This window comes from Brevibacillus parabrevis (assembly GCF_022701015.1).
GTDB lineage: Bacteria > Bacillota > Bacilli > Brevibacillales > Brevibacillaceae > Brevibacillus > Brevibacillus parabrevis.
Genome location: NZ_CP064090.1, coordinates 4,024,006 through 4,041,921, shown reverse-complemented (window position 1 = coordinate 4,041,921; position 17,916 = coordinate 4,024,006). Strand labels below are relative to the sequence as shown.

Sequence of the window (17,916 nt, the reverse complement as noted above, 5' to 3'; positions counted from 1 at the left end):
AAAAAACGACTTTTAAGTAAATTCCTGTTGAACCAAATTTTTAAAAATAATATAATTCGCCTGAATGCAACAGGAATATTTTCCTATATTTGCTTTTTTATCAATTTAAACCAACTATTGGCGAAAAGGAGTGGGAGCCATTGGACTGCTGATGCACAAGCGCAACCAACAAACCAAACCTAGATAAGGAGTCACGTGAATGAACCAGGCCTTCATCCGTTTATTCAGTATGTTCCAAGCGTTCCTCCTGGTGTCGCTCCTGCTTTTGCAGCTCGTTCCCGCGCATGCGGCGGCGAGTGCGGACAGCAAGACGTACCTGATTGGCTTCAAAAAACAGGAACGCGCCAAGGTCCGAGCGATCCAGCGGTCATCGGTGGAGCCACTCACCGGACAAATCGTGGTCGCCGAACTGACCGAAAGCGAGAAACAGGCGATGCTGGAAGACGAAAATGTCGCCTACATCGAAGAAGACAGCGAAACCGAGCTGGCGGAAGCAAGTCTCTCGCCGAGCCAAAGCCAGCAAGTGCCGTGGGGCGTCGAGCATATCGGTGCCGCCGCTGCGCACAGTCAGCAGTACAAAGGGCAACGCATCAAAATCGGGGTGCTGGATACGGGAATTTCCGCTCATCCAGACTTGGAGATCAAGGGCGGTGTGTCCTACATCGAAGGAGAGGACGATTTTGGCGACCAGCACGGCCACGGTACGGCTGTAGCGGGAGTCATCGCCGCCCGGGATAACGATTTTGGTATCGTCGGCGTCGCGCCGGAAGCGGAATTGTACGCGATTAAAGTGTTGGACAAAAAAGGCCACGGGACCTACTCCAGCATGATCCAGGGGATCGAATGGGCGATTCAAAACCGGATGAACATCCTCTCGATCAGCGCGGGCGGTTATGTGAACAGCCGCGCCTTGCACGACCAGATCAAACGGGCGAACGAGCACGGTATTTTGGTCATTGCGGCGGCGGGCAACCGGGGCTTGGGCGAAGAAACCGAGCTGTTTCCAGCCCAGTATGCGGAAACGATTTCGGTCGGTGCGGTTGACCAGGAAGATCAGCGCGCCGATTTTTCCAGTGTCGGAAAAGAGCTGGACCTCATGGCGCCAGGGGTGGATATCCGCAGTACCGCGCCTGGTGGAGATTTTCAGACGAGATCAGGCACTTCGCTCGCTGCTCCGCACGTAGCGGGGGCGGCGGCCGTGATTTGGTCGGCGAAAGGAAACATTTCTAGCGCTGAGCTGCGCGATCTGTTGACGAAAAGCGCTACGCCGCTGGGCGAGTCCCGTTTTTATGGCAAAGGGCTGGTGCATTTGGAAAAGGCGCTGGGGCAAGGGGAAAGTTCTGCGGAAATCGAAGCGTTTTTGCCTTCTGTTTCAGAACTCAAGCTGGCACAAGGGGAAAGCCAGCCGCTCAAAGTCACAGCCAAGCGCACAGATGGTTCGGAGCAAGACGTGACCAAGCGGGTCAGCTATGCCGTGCAGGATGAGGCCATTGCCAAGGTAAGTGCTGCGGGCGTGGTAAGCGGCGTCGGGCCGGGCGAAACCAAAGTAACCGGAGAGTTGGAAGGACATCACTTCGAGATTTCCGTTACGGTGACCCCGCCGGAACCGCTGCGTCCATTGGCAGGGCTGGATAGTCCGGAAAATGGCGAATGGACGAGCGGCCTGTTGAATGGAAAAGGGTGGTATCTTGACCCTGCGGGAGTGGCGAGCATTCATGTGTTAGTCGATGGAGCCGAAGCAGGAGAAGCGCAGTACGGTCAGCCACGCCCGGATATCGCCGCGAAATATCCGGCGTATGGCAATCCAAACGCAGGGTTTACGTTCCAACTGGACACGCAAACACTAGCGAGCGGAGCGCATACACTGGCCGTTGTGATTGAGAATACGGCTGGCGAGAAAACGACCATCGCGGGCCGAGCTTTTTATGTCGGGGAAACGCCGTTGCCGGAGGGCTTGCAGGCGGATGTCCAGAAGCTGGAGCTGGCTCCGGGCGACAGCCACCCGTTGAAGATATCCGTCATTTTGGAGGATCGCTCGGTCCAAGATGTGACGCAGCAGGCGACCTATACTTCCTCTGACCCGGGAGTCGCTACCGTGAGTGAGACGGGAGTCGTGCAAGCGGTTGGAGTCGGCAGTGCAAACCTTACCGTTACCTACGAAGATAAGACGCTGGTCATCCCGGTACAGGTTCAAGTCAAGGAAGAAACGCCGCTCCCTGCGCGCGGGGAAGTGGAGCGCCCGGCAAACAACGCCACCGTAGCGGGTCAAGTGCTGGTGGAAGGCTGGTATCTGGACCCGGCAGGCGTGGCGAAGATCGAAGTGCAACTGGATGGGACACGACTGGGGGATGCGCAGTACGGGCTTGCCCGTCGCGACATCGAAACAGCTTACCCGGACTACCGCAATCCGGCGGCAGGTTTTCAGTTCCTTTTCCAGACAAGCGCTGGGCAAGAAGGAGCGCATGTATTGAAAGTAACGGCTGTCAGCAACGACGGCACGGAACATGTGCTGGCGGAGCGAGCTATCCTAGTTGAACAAGAACAGCCAACGACAAGCATCTCGGCTGCGCCTGAAAAAGTAGAGGTGGCTCGCGGGAAAACGCAGCAAATCCATGTTGTGGCTGTTTTAGCAGACCAAACAACCAAAGAGGTCTCAGCAGGAGCGACCTATACCGCAGAACATCCGCATGTGGCCAGTATTTCGCCAAGCGGAATGGTCACGGGATTAGAAGCCGGACAAACGACCATCACCGTCCACTACCAGGAACATGTGCTGACCGTTCCCGTAACGGTGCGGGAAGCGGCAGGCTTGATCCAAGGCGGCATCGATACCCCACCGGACAACGCGACCATTAGCGGCGTGTACCCGATTACGGGCTGGTATTTCCACTCGGGCGGAGTCGCCAAGGTGGAAGTGCTGGTAGACGGTGCCCTCCAAGGAGAAGCCGCCTATGGCATACCACGTCCAGAAGTAGAGATCACGGATGTCTCCTCGCCGAATCACGATATCGGCTATCAATTCGATCTCGATACGGGCAAGCTCCAGGAAGGAACGCATACGCTTTCCGTACGCGGAACGGGTCAAGACGGGACGCAGACGATGCTTGGAGAAAGAAAGATCCACGTCGTTCCGCTTTTGCCAGCGAAAAGCTTGCGGGCAGACCGCACTGAACTGAGCCTCGCAGAGGGAAAAACGCATCTACTCGTGATCAAGGCGATCTTGGAAGATCAGAGTGAGCATGACGTCACCAAGTTAGCTCGCTATATAGTGGATAATGCGTTAGTAGCGAAAGTAAACACAGATGGCCTCGTCACCGCCATTACACCTGGCACGGCAAACTTGACCATTACCTACGGACAGCAGAGCCTCCTTATCCCCATCACCGTTACGGAAGCCGGACCACTGTCCGCAATGGGCGAAATCGAGACGCCCGTCCAGGGAGCTGTCATCGAGGGCACAAGCACGATCGCCGGATGGTTTTTAGCAGCGACTCCTATTACGCGTTACGACGTTCTCGTAGACGGAACGAAGAAAGGCGAAGCAAAAGCAGGCATCGCCCGCCCGGATATCGCCTTGCTGCACCCGGATTATGCAAACAGCCACGCCGGTTTCAGCCTGACGCTGGAGGGATCCGACCTGTCAGCCGGGGAGCATACCGTTACCGTGGTGGCCATTGACCCGGAAGGCAAGTCGCATCCGTTGCCAGAAAAACGTTTTGTCATCGGGAAACAACCCCCGATCCTTCGTTTGCAGCCACAAGAGCCAACCGTCACCTTGCCGAAAGATTCCAGCAAAAAGCTGACCATCTCCGCGCTACTGACGGAGCAAACGACCAAAGAGATCACAGGAGAAGCACAGTACACGGCAGAAAAGGCTGAGATCATCCACATCAGCCCTCTCGGTGTGGTAACGGGGCTGCAAGTCGGCCAGACCAACGTAGTCGCAAGCTACGGCGGGCAATCCGTTACCATCCCGATCACCGTAACAGAGACAGAAGCCGGGTCCACGCAGCCAAAAGGGCAATTAGAGCTGCCATTTGACCGCGCTGTCATCGGCGGCGTGACCACCGTCCAAGGCTGGCTGCTCGATCCGTCTGGCATTGCCAAAGTCGAGGTGCTCGTGGATGGACAAGCTGTGGGCACCGCCGAATACGGCGAGCCTCGCCCGGATATTGCAGCGATGTATCCGCATTACCGCCAGGCAAACGCCGGGTTCCGCTACCAATGGGACACGCTTCCGTTCGCCGAAGGCACGCACAAGCTGACCATCCGCGCCACGAATCAGACGGGACAGGAAAGCCTGGTGCTGGAAAGAGACGTGGTCATTGGTCCCGTTGCCAAACTGACCGCCAATCTCACCTCGATCGCGCTGGAAAAAGACAAGACCGTGACCTTCCAACTGACCGCCACTCACCGGGACAACAGCACAAAAGACGTCACGGCCGAAGCGACGTACGCGTTTGAGAACCCGGCCCTCGCCAAAATCGAGGCGTCGACTGGCTTGATCACGGGCCTGTTGCCAGGCAGCACGCAGTTGCGCGTATCGTATGCCGGAATCGTGCAGACGTATCCGGTGCAGGTCCAAGGAGACGGACCGAGCCACGGCGGAGAAATCGACACACCGTCAGACAACGAAGTCATCAGCGGAAACTACCTCGTCACGGGTTGGTTCCTCCCCGAGGGCGAGTTGGACAAAATCGAGGTGCTGCTGGACGAAACCGTTTTGGGCGAGGCGCTGTACGGCACCGAGCGCCCTGATGTGCTGCGCACGTACCCGGGCAGCCAAGGCGCGAAGCCAGGCTTTTCCTATAGGCTGCGTGCAGAGGAGCAACCAAAAGGAACGCACAAGCTGACCGTACGGGTTACCGAAAAAGACGGAAAACAAACCAACCTGGAGAGAACCGTCACGATTGTCGAGGCGATCACCGAAGAAAATCGCTACTGGCTGCAATTTTCCAAGGAACAGGGCAAACACAACTGGTCCTATTTGGAGGCCAAGGAAGAGCGCTACACCGAACTGGTGTGGAACCAGGAAAGCGAGCAGTGGAAAAGCCCGCAAGGCGAGACGATCATCGGGAATACGTGGATGCACATCGGCGGCTCCGATCCGGTCATTCGCTGGGAAGCGCCGCGTTCCGGGAAGATTCACGTCGGCGGCTGGGCGTCCATGCTCGAAGGAAACGAAGGAGACGGCGTTAACCTCCGCCTTTTGAAAAACGATACCCAAATCTGGCCGTCGGCAGGCTGGCAGTCCATTGCGTTCAACGATCAGATTGGGGTGGAGCTAGCGCAAGAGCTGGAAGTTGAGGCAGGAGACAAGCTGTATTTCCAAGCGCAGGCAAAAGAAACCGAGGTGGGGGATTCATTCAAATGGACCCCGGAGATTGACTATCTCTCCACGAACATCCCGGATAACGCCGCGCCGCGTGTGTACCTCACCACTCCCGTTACGGGAAAAGTCATCGATCAGGTGAACGGACAGGATGTCATTCCCCTTTCCGGTTGGGTCATGGACCCGAATCTGGGGGATCGCGTCAGCCTCTGGTATCAAATCGACGAAGGGGAAGTGCACCAGATCGCTTCGTTCTTGGCGTCAGAAAACGCCTCCGCCTTTTTGTACCATGCTCCGGTGCAAGACCTGAAGCCAGACGACGTATACTCCCTGAAAGTCTGGGCTACCGATCAGAAGCAGGGCCTGTCTCCCGTGCAGCAGGTGGACTTCACCCTGGATATGCGCGCGCAGGCCAAGGAAAAAGACCCGGTCTATATCGAGGCAACCTGGAAGAGCCCCGCGAACAACGCCGAGTTTCATTTGGGAGATCGCATCGTATTCACCTGGGATTACTCGCCAGACTATCCATTCAGTGTGTATGGAGACAAAATAACGGGTCAGGAATTGACGATTTATATTACGCAATCGGGACAACTCACGCCGACGATCAAGGAGAAGCTGTCTGCCAAAACCCGTTCGTATGAGATGGACACATCCATGATTACGAAAAACGCTACGGTGGAAGCGCGGCTGCGTACCGTTTTGAACATTAGCGGTGTGCCGTCGTACGTGGAAGGCTCCACGATCAAGCGGAATTTCAAGATTTTGTACGGGAATACGGCGCCCATCATGGAGAGCACGGAATTTGATGTCATTTACTCAGGAAACACCGGACTTATCACCTACTCGATTGTGGAAAAGGATGCTACAGACAAGCTGGTGGCACGGAAACTTCGGGTCGGCTGGACGCCGGGTGGGAATGAGGTGGGAGAGACAATGGAGAGCCTCCCCGAGGATAATCAGGCCAAGCGAACCTCGAGTCGCTACCAATTTCCCATCACCAAAGACATGCTGTTTCGGACCGTCTATTGGACCGCGCAGGCCCAAGATAACCGCGGAGCCTGGTCGGAGCCGCAAGTCTACTCGGCTCGTCTGGTGGATCACCTCCCTTATCTGGCGGTCTACACCCCTAAAGAGAAGCGCATTATCGACTTGAAGGAAACCTTTACCCTGGATGGCACGTACAGCCGCTTGCAGGCAGGAGATACGCTCACAGGAACGATTTACCCGGCGACGTATGCCCGGAAAACGACGACCACGACTGGCTCAGCTGGTTATTGGAGTATGAGCTGGCTGGGCCAGGAGCTGGGTGAAGGTACGTATACGAATACGGAGGTACGCAGCGCAAGCAAACATGTCGCTTCTTACAGCGGAGTCCTGGTCGTCGAACGGAAACCGGGAGCGCCGGTCATTGTCAAGACCGAGCCGACCAAGAACGCCATCACGGTGTACTGGAACCCGAGCCCCGGAGCCAGCACCTACCAGATCCGCCTGGATAACCATCCTCTGGCGCGAGATGTAGGGAACGTCACCAGCTATACGTTCTCCGGCCTCCAGCCAGGCCGCGCCTATACGATCATGCTGTGGGCCTACAGCCCATCTGGAATCAGCAGCTACCCGGCTTCGATTTCCGTCGAGACGCTGCCTGCGGAGGAAAACTTCACGCTGTTGCAGGAAAACAGCCCGATTCGCATGTACTACCCGGCGGAGCAGGCGAAATATTTCAAGCTCACCGCCAAGACGAGCGGCACGTACCAGTTTACGTTGACCAACGATTCCAGTTCCCTCGCCTCAGGGAAAATCGCGGTGTTCCGCAGCGCGTCTCTGCAAACGCCGGACCAAATCGCTTCCGGTGAAAACGGGAGTGTCAGCGCGGCATTGGTCGCAGGCAAAACGTACTATCTGTCCGTCCAGTCCCGCAGCTCCTTGTACGCGACGCTCCTGGCCAAGGCGAGCGGAGAAGCGATTGTGTTCAACCAGGCCAAGGAACTCACGATTTCAGCCGGGCAATCGGTCGAGCTGTCCATGAATGCGCTGATTCCTGGAACCTACCGCACCGTGGTCCAGCTGAAAAATCCAAGCAGCAAATACCCGACGGTCGCTATGCTGTCCAACGGCACGCTCGTCAGTCCGAAGCAAAAGCCAAGCGAGGCCGAGGCCGTGTACGAACTGGCATCCGGCAGCTACACCGTCCGGCTGACCAACAACGACATCACTGCGCTTAGCCTGTCGTTTACCGTCTTTGCCCCACTGGCAGGAGGCACGCTGTATGAATACGTCTACGATGCCAACAACCGGATCACGGCGATCAAGGAAAACGGCGCCAACAGCGTCACCTTCACCCACGATGAGAACGGCAATCTGCTCAAAAGCGTCAAGCAAGCCGTCTCGCCTCAGCCAAAGGCAACCGCGCTGAAGCTGGATTCAGACAGAGTGGATGTGTCCTCCGGAGGCTCGACCTCCATCAAGGTAACCGCGACGCTGGAAAATGGCAGTCAGGTGGATGTCACCTCGCAAGTGACGGTTATCGTGGAAAATCCATCCGTAGCCTACATCAGCAACGGGCGTGTCTACGCCGTCAACGGCGGAACCACCCAGGCGCGGCTGTACTATGGCGGACAAACGAAGACACTCACGATTACCGTAAGCGCTCCGGCGATCTCTTTGTCGTCCATCAGCCTGAGCCCGGCGCAAACGACCCTGGCAGAAGGACAAATCCAGCGCGTGTACGCCACCGCCTACTACACCGATGGCAGCAGCAAAGACATCAACAGCGTCGCCAGCTTTTCTTCCTCCAGTCCATCCGTGGCCCAGGTGAGCAGCCAGGGCGTCGTGACCGGGATCGCCCCGGGAACCGCGACGATTACCGCTTCCTATAGCGGCAAAAGCGCTTCTGCTCAAGTAACGGTGCAGGGAGCCTATCTGCAAGGACTGAAAGCCAGTCCCGCGCAGCTTTCGCTGGCAGCCGGAAACAAGGGACAACTGAGCATCTACGCGCAGTATTCCAACGGAGTCGAGGAAAACGTTTCGGCCAAAGCCCAATACACCAGCGGCAACCCTGCGATTGCCTCGGTCGATGGCATGGGAGGCGTGGTGGCAACTGCCGCCGGAACGACAACCATCCAGGTCACCTACGGAGCGAAAAGCCTGTCCGTTCCCGTCACGGTGACAGGAACGGTCGTCACCTTGCAGACGATCTCGGTTCGTCCAGAGTCCGTCAGCATGAAAAAGGGTGCAACCCAGCAACTGGAAGTCAAAGCAACGTATAGCGATAACAAGGTGACCGATGTGACCAGCCAAGCCACCTACCAAATCGCCCAACCCGTGATTGCCACGGTTTCAGCGACTGGATTGATTACGGGAGTGGCAGTAGGCTCCACGACGATTACGATTACGTTTGGCGGCAAAACCGTCTCGGTGCCTGTACAGGTCACAGAAGCTCAGGAGCCGGTGCAGAGTCTGACCGTCACGCCTGTCAAACTGGAGCTTTTGGTAGGAAAGACGCAGACGTTGCAAGTGACGGCAACCTACAAAGACGGCAAAACGGCAGACGTATCCAAGCAAGTTACGTACTTGTCGCAAGATCCAGCCACAGCAACCGTCCAGCCTGACGGACTCGTCACCGCTGTCCAGGCAGGAAGTACGAGCCTCACTGTGACGTATGAAGGCGTGAGCGTCAACATACCCGTTGTCGTCACGGCGGAGAACGGGGTAGTGGACATCAAGATCGTTTCGGAAGCCATTACCTTACTGGAACATGCGACGAAGCAGCTCGCAGTCAAGGCTGTACACGCAGATGGAACAGAGTCCGACATTACCGACAAGGCTCAGTACACTGTCGATGACCCGTCCATCGCATCCGTAAGTACGGGCGGTTTGCTGACAGCTAAAAAAGCAGGAACGGCGACACTTACCGCAGCATTTTCCGGCAAGCAGCGGAGCGTGGCGGTGAAAGTAATCGAAGGAACGGAACCAGGTAGCAAGGTACGGAGGTTGTCAACGGGTAGTGATCACGTCCTGATAGTCAAGGAAGACGGAATCGTGTGGGCATGGGGTCGAAACGACAAAGGACAACTGGGAGACGGCACGACACAAAATCAGACGACACCAGTAGCAAGTGTACGAGTGATCACGCCCAACCAGTTGGTAGCAGTCCCAAGTTCCATCCAATTGCTTCCAGCGCAAAGCAAGCCGTTGAAAGTAACGGCAACCTATGCAAGCGGCGATTCACAAGATGTAACAACGCAAGCAACGTATGAAAGCAGCTATCCCGAAATCGCTGCCGTAGATGCGACAGGTGTAGTTACAGCCGGAGGCACAGTAGGGACAGCAACGATTATGGTTCGCTATTACAACCAGACAATAAGCGTCCCGGTACAGGTCAAAGAAATAGCTCCTCAAGCCAAACGCCTGTCAACAGGTAGCTATCATGCCCTGATGATCAAGGAAGATGGAACAGCCTGGGCATGGGGTCGAAACGACAAAGGACAACTGGGAGACGGCACGACACAAAACCGGACAACGCCAGTAGCAAGTGTACGAGTGATTACGCCCAACCAGTTGATAGCAGTCCCAAGCTCTATCCAGTTGCTTCCAGAACAAAACAAGCCGTTGAAAGTAACGGCAACCTATGCAAGCGGCGATTCACAAGATGTAACAACGCAAGCAACGTATGAAAGCAGCTATCCCGAAATCGCTGCCGTAGATGCGACAGGTGTAGTTACAGCCGGAGGCACAGTAGGGACAGCAACGATTATGGTTCGCTATTACAACCAGACAATAAGCGTCCCAGTACAGGTCAAAGAAATAGCCCCTCAAGCCAAACGCCTGTCAACAGGTAGCTATCACGCCCTGATGATCAAGGAAGATGGAACAGCCTGGGCATGGGGGCGAAACGACAAAGGACAACTGGGAGACGGCACGACACAAAACCGGACAACGCCAGTAGCAAGTGTACGAGTGATCACGCCCAACCAGTTGATAGCAGTCCCAAGCTCCATCCAGTTGCTTCCAGCACAAAGCAAGCCGTTGAAAGTAACGGCAACCTATGCAAGCGGCGACTCGCAAGATGTAACGACGCAAGCAACGTATGAAAGTAGCCATCCCGAAATCGCTGCCGTAAATGCGACAGGTGTAATTACAGCCGGAGGAACAGCAGGGACAGCAACGATTACAGTTCGTTATTACAACAAGACACTCACGGTTTCAGTACAGGTCAAAGAAATAGCTCCTCAAGCCAAACGCCTGTCAACAGGTAGCTATCACGCCCTGATGATCAAGGAAGATGGAACAGCCTGGGCATGGGGTCGAAACGACAAAGGACAACTGGGAGACGGCACGACACAAAACCGGACAACGCCAGTAGCAAGTGTACGAGTGATTACGCCCAACCAGTTGATAGCAGTCCCAAGCTCTATCCAGTTGCTTCCAGAACAAAACAAGCCGTTGAAAGTAACGGCAACCTATGCAAGCGGCGACTCGCAAGATGTAACGACGCAAGCAACGTATGAAAGTAGCCATCCCGAAATCGCTGCCGTAAATGCGACAGGTGTAATTACAGCCGGAGGAACAGCAGGGACAGCGACGATTACGGTTCGTTATTACAACCAAATGCTCACAATTCCTGTACAGGTCAAAGAAATAGCCCCTCAAGCCAAACGCCTGTCAACAGGTAGCTATCATGCCCTGATGATCAAGGAAGATGGAACAGCCTGGGCATGGGGCCGAAATGACAAAGGACAGCTGGGAGACAGCACAACTATAAACAGGTTAGTTCCTGTTCAAACGAATGGACAATAGCATGGAGGTAAACAAAATGAAAAAAAGAAGCACGATTGTCAAAAGAGTAACCAATCTGTTTTTAGCATCGATGACCATTCTTGCCCTCGCACAAAATCCTGCACATGCAGCAGATAGTATGGTGAGCAGTGCTGCGGGGAATAAGCACTCTCTTGCTTTGAAGGAAGATGGAACAGTTTGGGCGTGGGGGGACAATACTAGTGGTCAGCTAGGAGATGGCACTACGGTTCGAAAGAATGTGCCGGTTCTGGTAAAAGGATTGATAAACGTTACGCGCATTTCAGCAGGAAGTGAGTATAGCATGGCTTTAAAATCTGATGGAACAGTCTGGAGCTGGGGGAATAATAGCTCAGGCCAGCTGGGGGACGGGACAACAAACAGCAGTATTACTCCAGTTCAAGCAGTTGGTCTCACCGACATAGTCGAGATAGCTGCCGGATCTTCTCATGGATTAGCCCTGAAAAAAGATGGGACAGTTTGGATGTGGGGATCATTTTTAGACAGCAACTATCAGCAGCCTATTAAAGTAGCAGATATCGACGATGTAAAGGATATTGCTGCGGGGCAAGGAGTTAATCTTGCTGTCAAAAAAGACGGAACTGTCTGGGCATGGGGGGCAAATAAATTTGGTCAACTAGGTTTAAACCACACCAATAACGTACCATCTCCAACAAAAATAGTCTCTCTTTCCAATATTGTGTCGGTGGCGGCAGGAAGTGTATGCGGCTATGCCCTTGATATAGATGGAAATGTTTACGCTTGGGGAGACAATTATTTTGGCCAATTAGGTGATGGTACGAATAAAAACAGATACGCACCAGTGCAAGTAATCGATTTAACTGACGTTGAAGAAATTGCTAGCGGGGCTAATGCGGATCGTGGCTTAGCCAGAAAAAAAGATGGAACCATTTATGCTTGGGGATCTGGTGACTATGGCTCACTCGGCAACGGCACAACTACTCATAGCAACAAACCCATCCAAATCACACTCCCCTAACCAACACCAATCCCCCCTTCTCACCAAGGGGGGACTACTACCCATGATGGAGGCCCTATGAAACACCTTTCCATAAAAGCACTCATCTACCTTCTCTGCCTGGCCCTATGCATCACCCTGCTCCCACCAGGAGCAGCCCTGGCCAACGAACCGTCCCAAGAGCCGCTCCCACAGGAATCGCAGGACACTACCAACACCGCATCCACACCGGAAGCTGTGGCCAACGAACTCCAGCAGTCCATCGCGGACGAGCAGCTTGTTCCGATCGAACAACAACCCGCGAAAAGCGATCCGACCACCTTTACCGAAGCGGATATCGCCAAGCTGCCCTGGACACAACTGGATGCTTCCACCGCCAGCGAAATCCACCGCACGTTTGACCGGGAGCTATTGACATTCGCGGCCTATTTTTACTCGGATCTGGAACAGCTCCTCACCGAAGAAGAGCGCGCGCAAGCCAAAGCCTTCACCGACACGGACCTTCTTTCCCGTTATCAATCGGTGACGCCGGACCAACAGCAGTTGCTCCAGAAGCTCACACCGCTTATCCCGGCGAAAATGGCGGAAATCCGCAAGCTCGCGGAAATGATGGACATCCAGGCAGCGACGCCGCTTCCGCCTACGCAGTACACGGAAAAAGAGCAGGAGTTTCACTTCGCCCGCTCCAAGACCGAATCGTCGGTAGACGACGTGTACCGGGCGGCCAATCTGGTCGAGCAAGATGTGTACCTGCAAGGCAAACATGGCCTGGACGTGGTCCTGCAACGCCGCTACCATTCTCTGGGCAGCAAAATCAGCGTGCCCGGCTGGAACGAAACCGAGACAGGCAACGAAGCCCATTCCTCTCCGGAACGATTTGCGACCGGCTGGGACTTCAACGTGCCGAAATTGGAGATCGTCTCCCGCGAGCACTCCGCCTCCGTGAGCGACGATTCCCGCAACCCGGGGCAAGAAATCTACACGACCCGGATCTATGATCTGCCGGCGGGCAACCGTTATTTTATTACGCTCGAAGACGGAACGTCGCTCGAATACCACTACAACCAGTTTGTCAATTATCCGTACAAAGATGCCAGCTTCTCCGTGGAGCGACTGAACAGCAACTACACCTTGTCCTTCCGCAACTGGATTTACGAGTTTGACTTGCTGAGAGGGACGATCGTCAAATCGAACATCTACGGCGATAAAATCACGTACACGGTCAGTAGTGACGGCGAACTCATCTCCATCGAGGACAGCGTCGGGCGGTATGTGGTCCTGAAAAGAAGGGGCGTCAACGACCGGACCCAAGACCTGATCGTCTACAAGGACAAATCGGAGACGACGGTGCTCAAGCACATCCGCTACCATTTGGAACAAAAATCGGGCTTGGCCATCTACACCCAGCTCACTCGTGTAGAGGTGCTCCCGCCAGGCGGCAAAGGAAACGGCGCGTACACCACCGCCCGCTACTCGTACCATAACCCGCGCACCAAAGGAATGGCCTATTTCAATCTGAACAAAAAGTACACGTTGGACAAGGTCGCAACGGATCAGGCGCTCCAGGAGTCGCCGAAATATTGGGCCGAAGACAAAAAGACGCGGAAGGAACTCGACTATTTGCTCATGCAGGAGGCCAGCTATCCTTTGCAAGGGCTGTCGATCCAGTATGAGTATCGGCCATACACACTCGATCAGACGTCGATCAAAGACGGACTGGTGCGCATGTTCCAAGACCGCTACGCCCTCAGCTACGTCTCCTATCACCCGGTGAACAAGGTCACGTACAGCTACGCCCTGCAAACGCCAAAAGGCACGAACACGTACCGTTTGGAAAAAAGCTATGCCGACAACGACACCTTTTACGAAATATGGAAAATGCCGAAAGAGCAGCTGCCCCGGCTGAAAAACATGGCCGATCGGCATGGCGATACGTTCCAGGTCACGGAAACGGAGCCGTCCCGCTACACCCGCTCATTGTTTTACCGCATCAACGCAGACGGAACGCCGCTGCTGCGAAGCGCGAAGACGACCGGAATCAGCCAGGGAGGAACGTCGATTGCGGGGGCGAAATATGCCGTATCGTACAACCCGACAACGTATACCACCTATGCCTATTCCGGCCGCCAAACGAAGCCGACCTACCAGTACGTATTTCTGGAACCCGTCTCCGTGTCCGACCCGGATGTGTTTTCGTCCTATTTAAAAGAGCCCGTTCTGTCCAAGCGCGCCGCGTACGCCGCCAAACTCAACAACTACGCGCAAGAGACGTACTACGAATACAACGAGTACGGGCATCTGGTCAAACAACTCGCGCCAGACGGCATCTTGACGACATGGACGTACGATCTGGAAAGCCAAGGGAGATTCCGTACCTTTTCCTTGCTGAAGGCGACGCGGACGCAAGCGACCGCCGCTTCCGGCGATCCGTATTACTCCAATCTGTCCTACGAGTACAACGATCAGTATTTGCTGCGAAAAGAAACGGAGATCCACTCGTATCCAGCGAATCTGGCGGGGTACAAAAGCCAGACGACAGAGCGCACCTACGAATACACGAACAAACAGCTGTACTCGGTCACGGAAAACTTCGGCGGCAAGACGAGAACGCAAACGTTTCCCGCCTACGACGCCTACGGCTTGCAGCCAACGCAAATCACGGTGGCCGGGGTCGAGCTGGAAAGCGGCAAGACCGACGTCCTGACTTTCTCGTTGGACATTGATGAACAAAGCCAGGTCAAAAGCCAAACGTACCCGGACGGGGGCAAAGTCACCTACGACTACGACACGCTGGGCCGTCTCCTTTCCGAGAGCTATCGGAACCAGGGATCAACGCGCACGATTTCGTACACGTACCGCGATGGCGATGCCACGGGCACCAAGACAGCAGGGCCAGGGGTGGTCGAACGAACCTTGCCAGACTCGTCGCGGGTTATTACGTACTACACCCCGTATGGCGATATCGCCTACCAGGAGCAAAAGGGGAAAAACGGCGGCACGCGCCCGCTCGTGGAAAACGAGTTTACGCCAGACGGTTTGCAGGTCAGCCGCACGATTCCCTACGGAAACCAGGCCAAGAGCACCTCTTATGCCTACGACTGGGACGGCTTTGTTTACCAAACGACGAACGCTCTCGGAACGACCCACTCCCATCGCAACAACGCCTACCGCGACGGCAGCAGCTACTTGCCGCGCCTGACCGAACAAACGGTGGCACCAAACGGCTACATCGTCACGACCTACCGCGATTTGTACGGCCGGGTAGAGAGCACCGAGGAAACGACACAACAAGACGGAAAGCGCCGTGTCACGAATATCCAGACAGACCGTTTCGGAAAAGTGACAGACAAAGAAGTAACCGACGGCAGCACCTCCCAACGCTGGACCTTGCGCTACGATGCCAACGGCCAACTCGTCTACCTGCGCGACCCGGAGAACAACGTCAACGAATACGGCTACGACGGACTCGGCAACCTCGTCACCGTCGTCGAAAATGGCACGACCTCCGCCGTGTACACGTATAACGCGCTGTCTTGGAAGCTATCGGAAAAGAACCCGGAAACCAAAGCCGAGCAGTACACCTACGACAAAAACGGCTCGGTCAAAACCTTCCAGGACAAAAACGGCGTCCTGTTCAGCTACCAATATTCGCCGTTTTACGAAATGACGAAAGTGTCCGCCGGCAATGGCTTCTACGAAGAACGCACCTACGATCCGCTCGCTGGCTCGCTTTTGACGGAAACCAACAACTACGGCCAAACCGTCCGCTACAGCTACGACGAGTTCCGCCGCCTGAACAACCAAACGATGATGGGAAAAGACTACCAGCTCGTGCACACCGATCAGGACGATGCCATCGACGCCCTGATTTACCCGTCGCGCAGCGCGGTATCCGGCTCGGCCCCTTCCATGCGGGTCGATTACAGCTACGACAGCGCCGACCGTCTGAGCAGCGTGACCATCCCAAGCGTCGGCACCACGACCTACACGTACGACATCAAAAGCAGCGGCGAAACCAACACCGTTTCGTACCCCGGCCAACCGAACGCGATGCAGAAAACGATGAGCTCCTTTGCCGAAATTACCGGGATCAATCATGCGGACGGCTGGAGCGAGACGAACGGCTACGATTTGTTTGGCAACATCACGAGTCAAAAGCGCGGAGGAGCCACCTACGGCACATTCGCCTATGACAAGCTGTCCCGGATCAAGGAAGAAACCATCCAGGGCAACACCCGTCAATACGCCTACGACCGCCGCGGCAACCGCCAAGCCTACGCCAACGCACCAGCAGACTCGACGCGCTCGTACGAACTGAAACACGACCTGTTCAACCGCCTGACCGAATACAAAGACGACAAAGGAACCACGACCTACACGTACTACCCGGGCGGTCTGCGTGCCACCAAACAGCAAACCGGAACCGTAACCGATACCACCCACTACGTGTACCTGAACGGACAAGTGATTGAGGAATTGACCCAAGATGGCCGGGTCAAAGCCCGCAACGTCTTCGGTAACCAACTGATCTGGCGCAAGGACTTCACGACGAACCAGGAAGGCACTTACTACTACAATAGCCACGGCGATGTCGTGAAGATCAAGGGGCCAAGCGGCAACGTCCTGAATACGTATGAGTACGACATCTGGGGCAACCTGCTCGCGGACAAAGTCAAGGAAACGATGCCAAACCCGTTTGCGTATGCGGGGGAGATGTATGACAAAGAAAGTGGGTTTTACTACCTGAGGGCGCGGTATTATGATCCGAAGATGGGAAGGTTTGTGTCAGAGGATACGTATAAGGGGCAAGTGGATAATCCGTTGTCGCTTAACAGATATACTTATGTGAGTAATAATCCGTTGAGGTTTGTCGATCCCACGGGGCATTGGCAACAAAGTGATTCAAGTTATAGTTATGCTGTACAAAACTATCTTCTTGATCTTACTATTTTATATCATTTTGCGGAAACTAATAGCGAAAGACAAGCTATTCATGCAAGAGCAGAAGAGATAAGGACAAAAATGAATAGTGGAATCGGCGGGTTTTTAAATGGTACAAAAAAAGTTACAGAAGCTGCTAGTGATGTTTTTTCAATTGGAAGTATGGACAAATGGGAAAGAGACGAATTGCTTAGTGTGGTCAATGATTTAGACCATAGTTTTAAGATTGAAGATGATACTAAACTACAGAATGGGCTGTTTGTTGCAAGCTTGTTTACTCCACAAGGAGAAGCTCGAGCAGCAGGTTCAATTGTAAAATCATGGATTCAACGAGCGACATTCAAAGAAATGAAGGACACACTTGGAGAAATGGGGGTCAAAAAGTTCGTTAGAGCTATGTCAAAGGGGTTTGTAGGTGCTGAGGGAATGAATGGCATCAAACATCTATCTGGTAATGGTATTAAAGGGTACATGTATGAAGTGAAAATAATGGGGAAAGGAGGAGCTTATAGACTCTTAGGAGACTATGATGAAAAAACAGGACACTATATTTGGAGAATGTTTGAAAAAACACATAAATAAAAGGGGGAGAGCAAATGTTTAGTGCTTCTGATCTAAAAAAATGGATATTGAAGTATGATGCAGAAAATAAAGCTTATAGTAGTTTTTGGCGGAATCTTGAAAGTTACAAAATTGAGTATCCTCTTGAATATGAAGAGTACTTGCAAATTTTGATAAGTCCCAACTTGACTTAAAGGTTGAATCTATCTCAATTAGTTACCTGAATTATCCTGAATTGGATTATAATCATGTAAAATTATATATTCCAATCAGGTATCAAAATAAAAATATAGGGTACTATGAAATT

The 17,916-nt window shown here is 54.1% G+C and carries 3 protein-coding genes; all 3 read left to right on the top strand.

Annotation, left to right across the window (positions count from 1 at the left end; genetic code table 11):
- Positions 1-199: 199 nt before the first annotated feature.
- From IRJ17_RS18510 to IRJ17_RS18500, 3 genes are read left to right on the top strand one after another with little or no spacing between them, the layout of a single operon-like run.
- Positions 200-11,131, top strand: a complete 10,932-nt coding sequence (locus tag IRJ17_RS18510; RefSeq protein WP_242771479.1) for an Ig-like domain-containing protein — start codon at positions 200-202, stop codon at positions 11,129-11,131.
- Between the two features lie 16 nt (positions 11,132-11,147).
- The gene (locus IRJ17_RS18505) at positions 11,148-12,128 is read left to right on the top strand and encodes an RCC1 domain-containing protein (protein WP_122966898.1); all 981 of its coding nucleotides are present in this window, start codon (positions 11,148-11,150) and stop codon (positions 12,126-12,128) included.
- A 57-nt stretch (positions 12,129-12,185) separates the two neighbouring features.
- Positions 12,186-17,630, top strand: a complete 5,445-nt coding sequence (locus tag IRJ17_RS18500; RefSeq protein WP_242771476.1) for an RHS repeat domain-containing protein — start codon at positions 12,186-12,188, stop codon at positions 17,628-17,630.
- Positions 17,631-17,916: the final 286 nt, after the last annotated feature.

Excerpts from the sequence above, each read along its gene's own strand:
- IRJ17_RS18500 (WP_242771476.1), top strand. The coding sequence starts at position 12,186 with ATGAAACACCTTTCCATAAAAGCACTCATCTACCTTCTCTGCCTGGCC.
- IRJ17_RS18510 (WP_242771479.1), top strand. The coding sequence starts at position 200 with ATGAACCAGGCCTTCATCCGTTTATTCAGTATGTTCCAAGCGTTCCTC.
- IRJ17_RS18505 (WP_122966898.1), top strand. The coding sequence starts at position 11,148 with ATGAAAAAAAGAAGCACGATTGTCAAAAGAGTAACCAATCTGTTTTTA.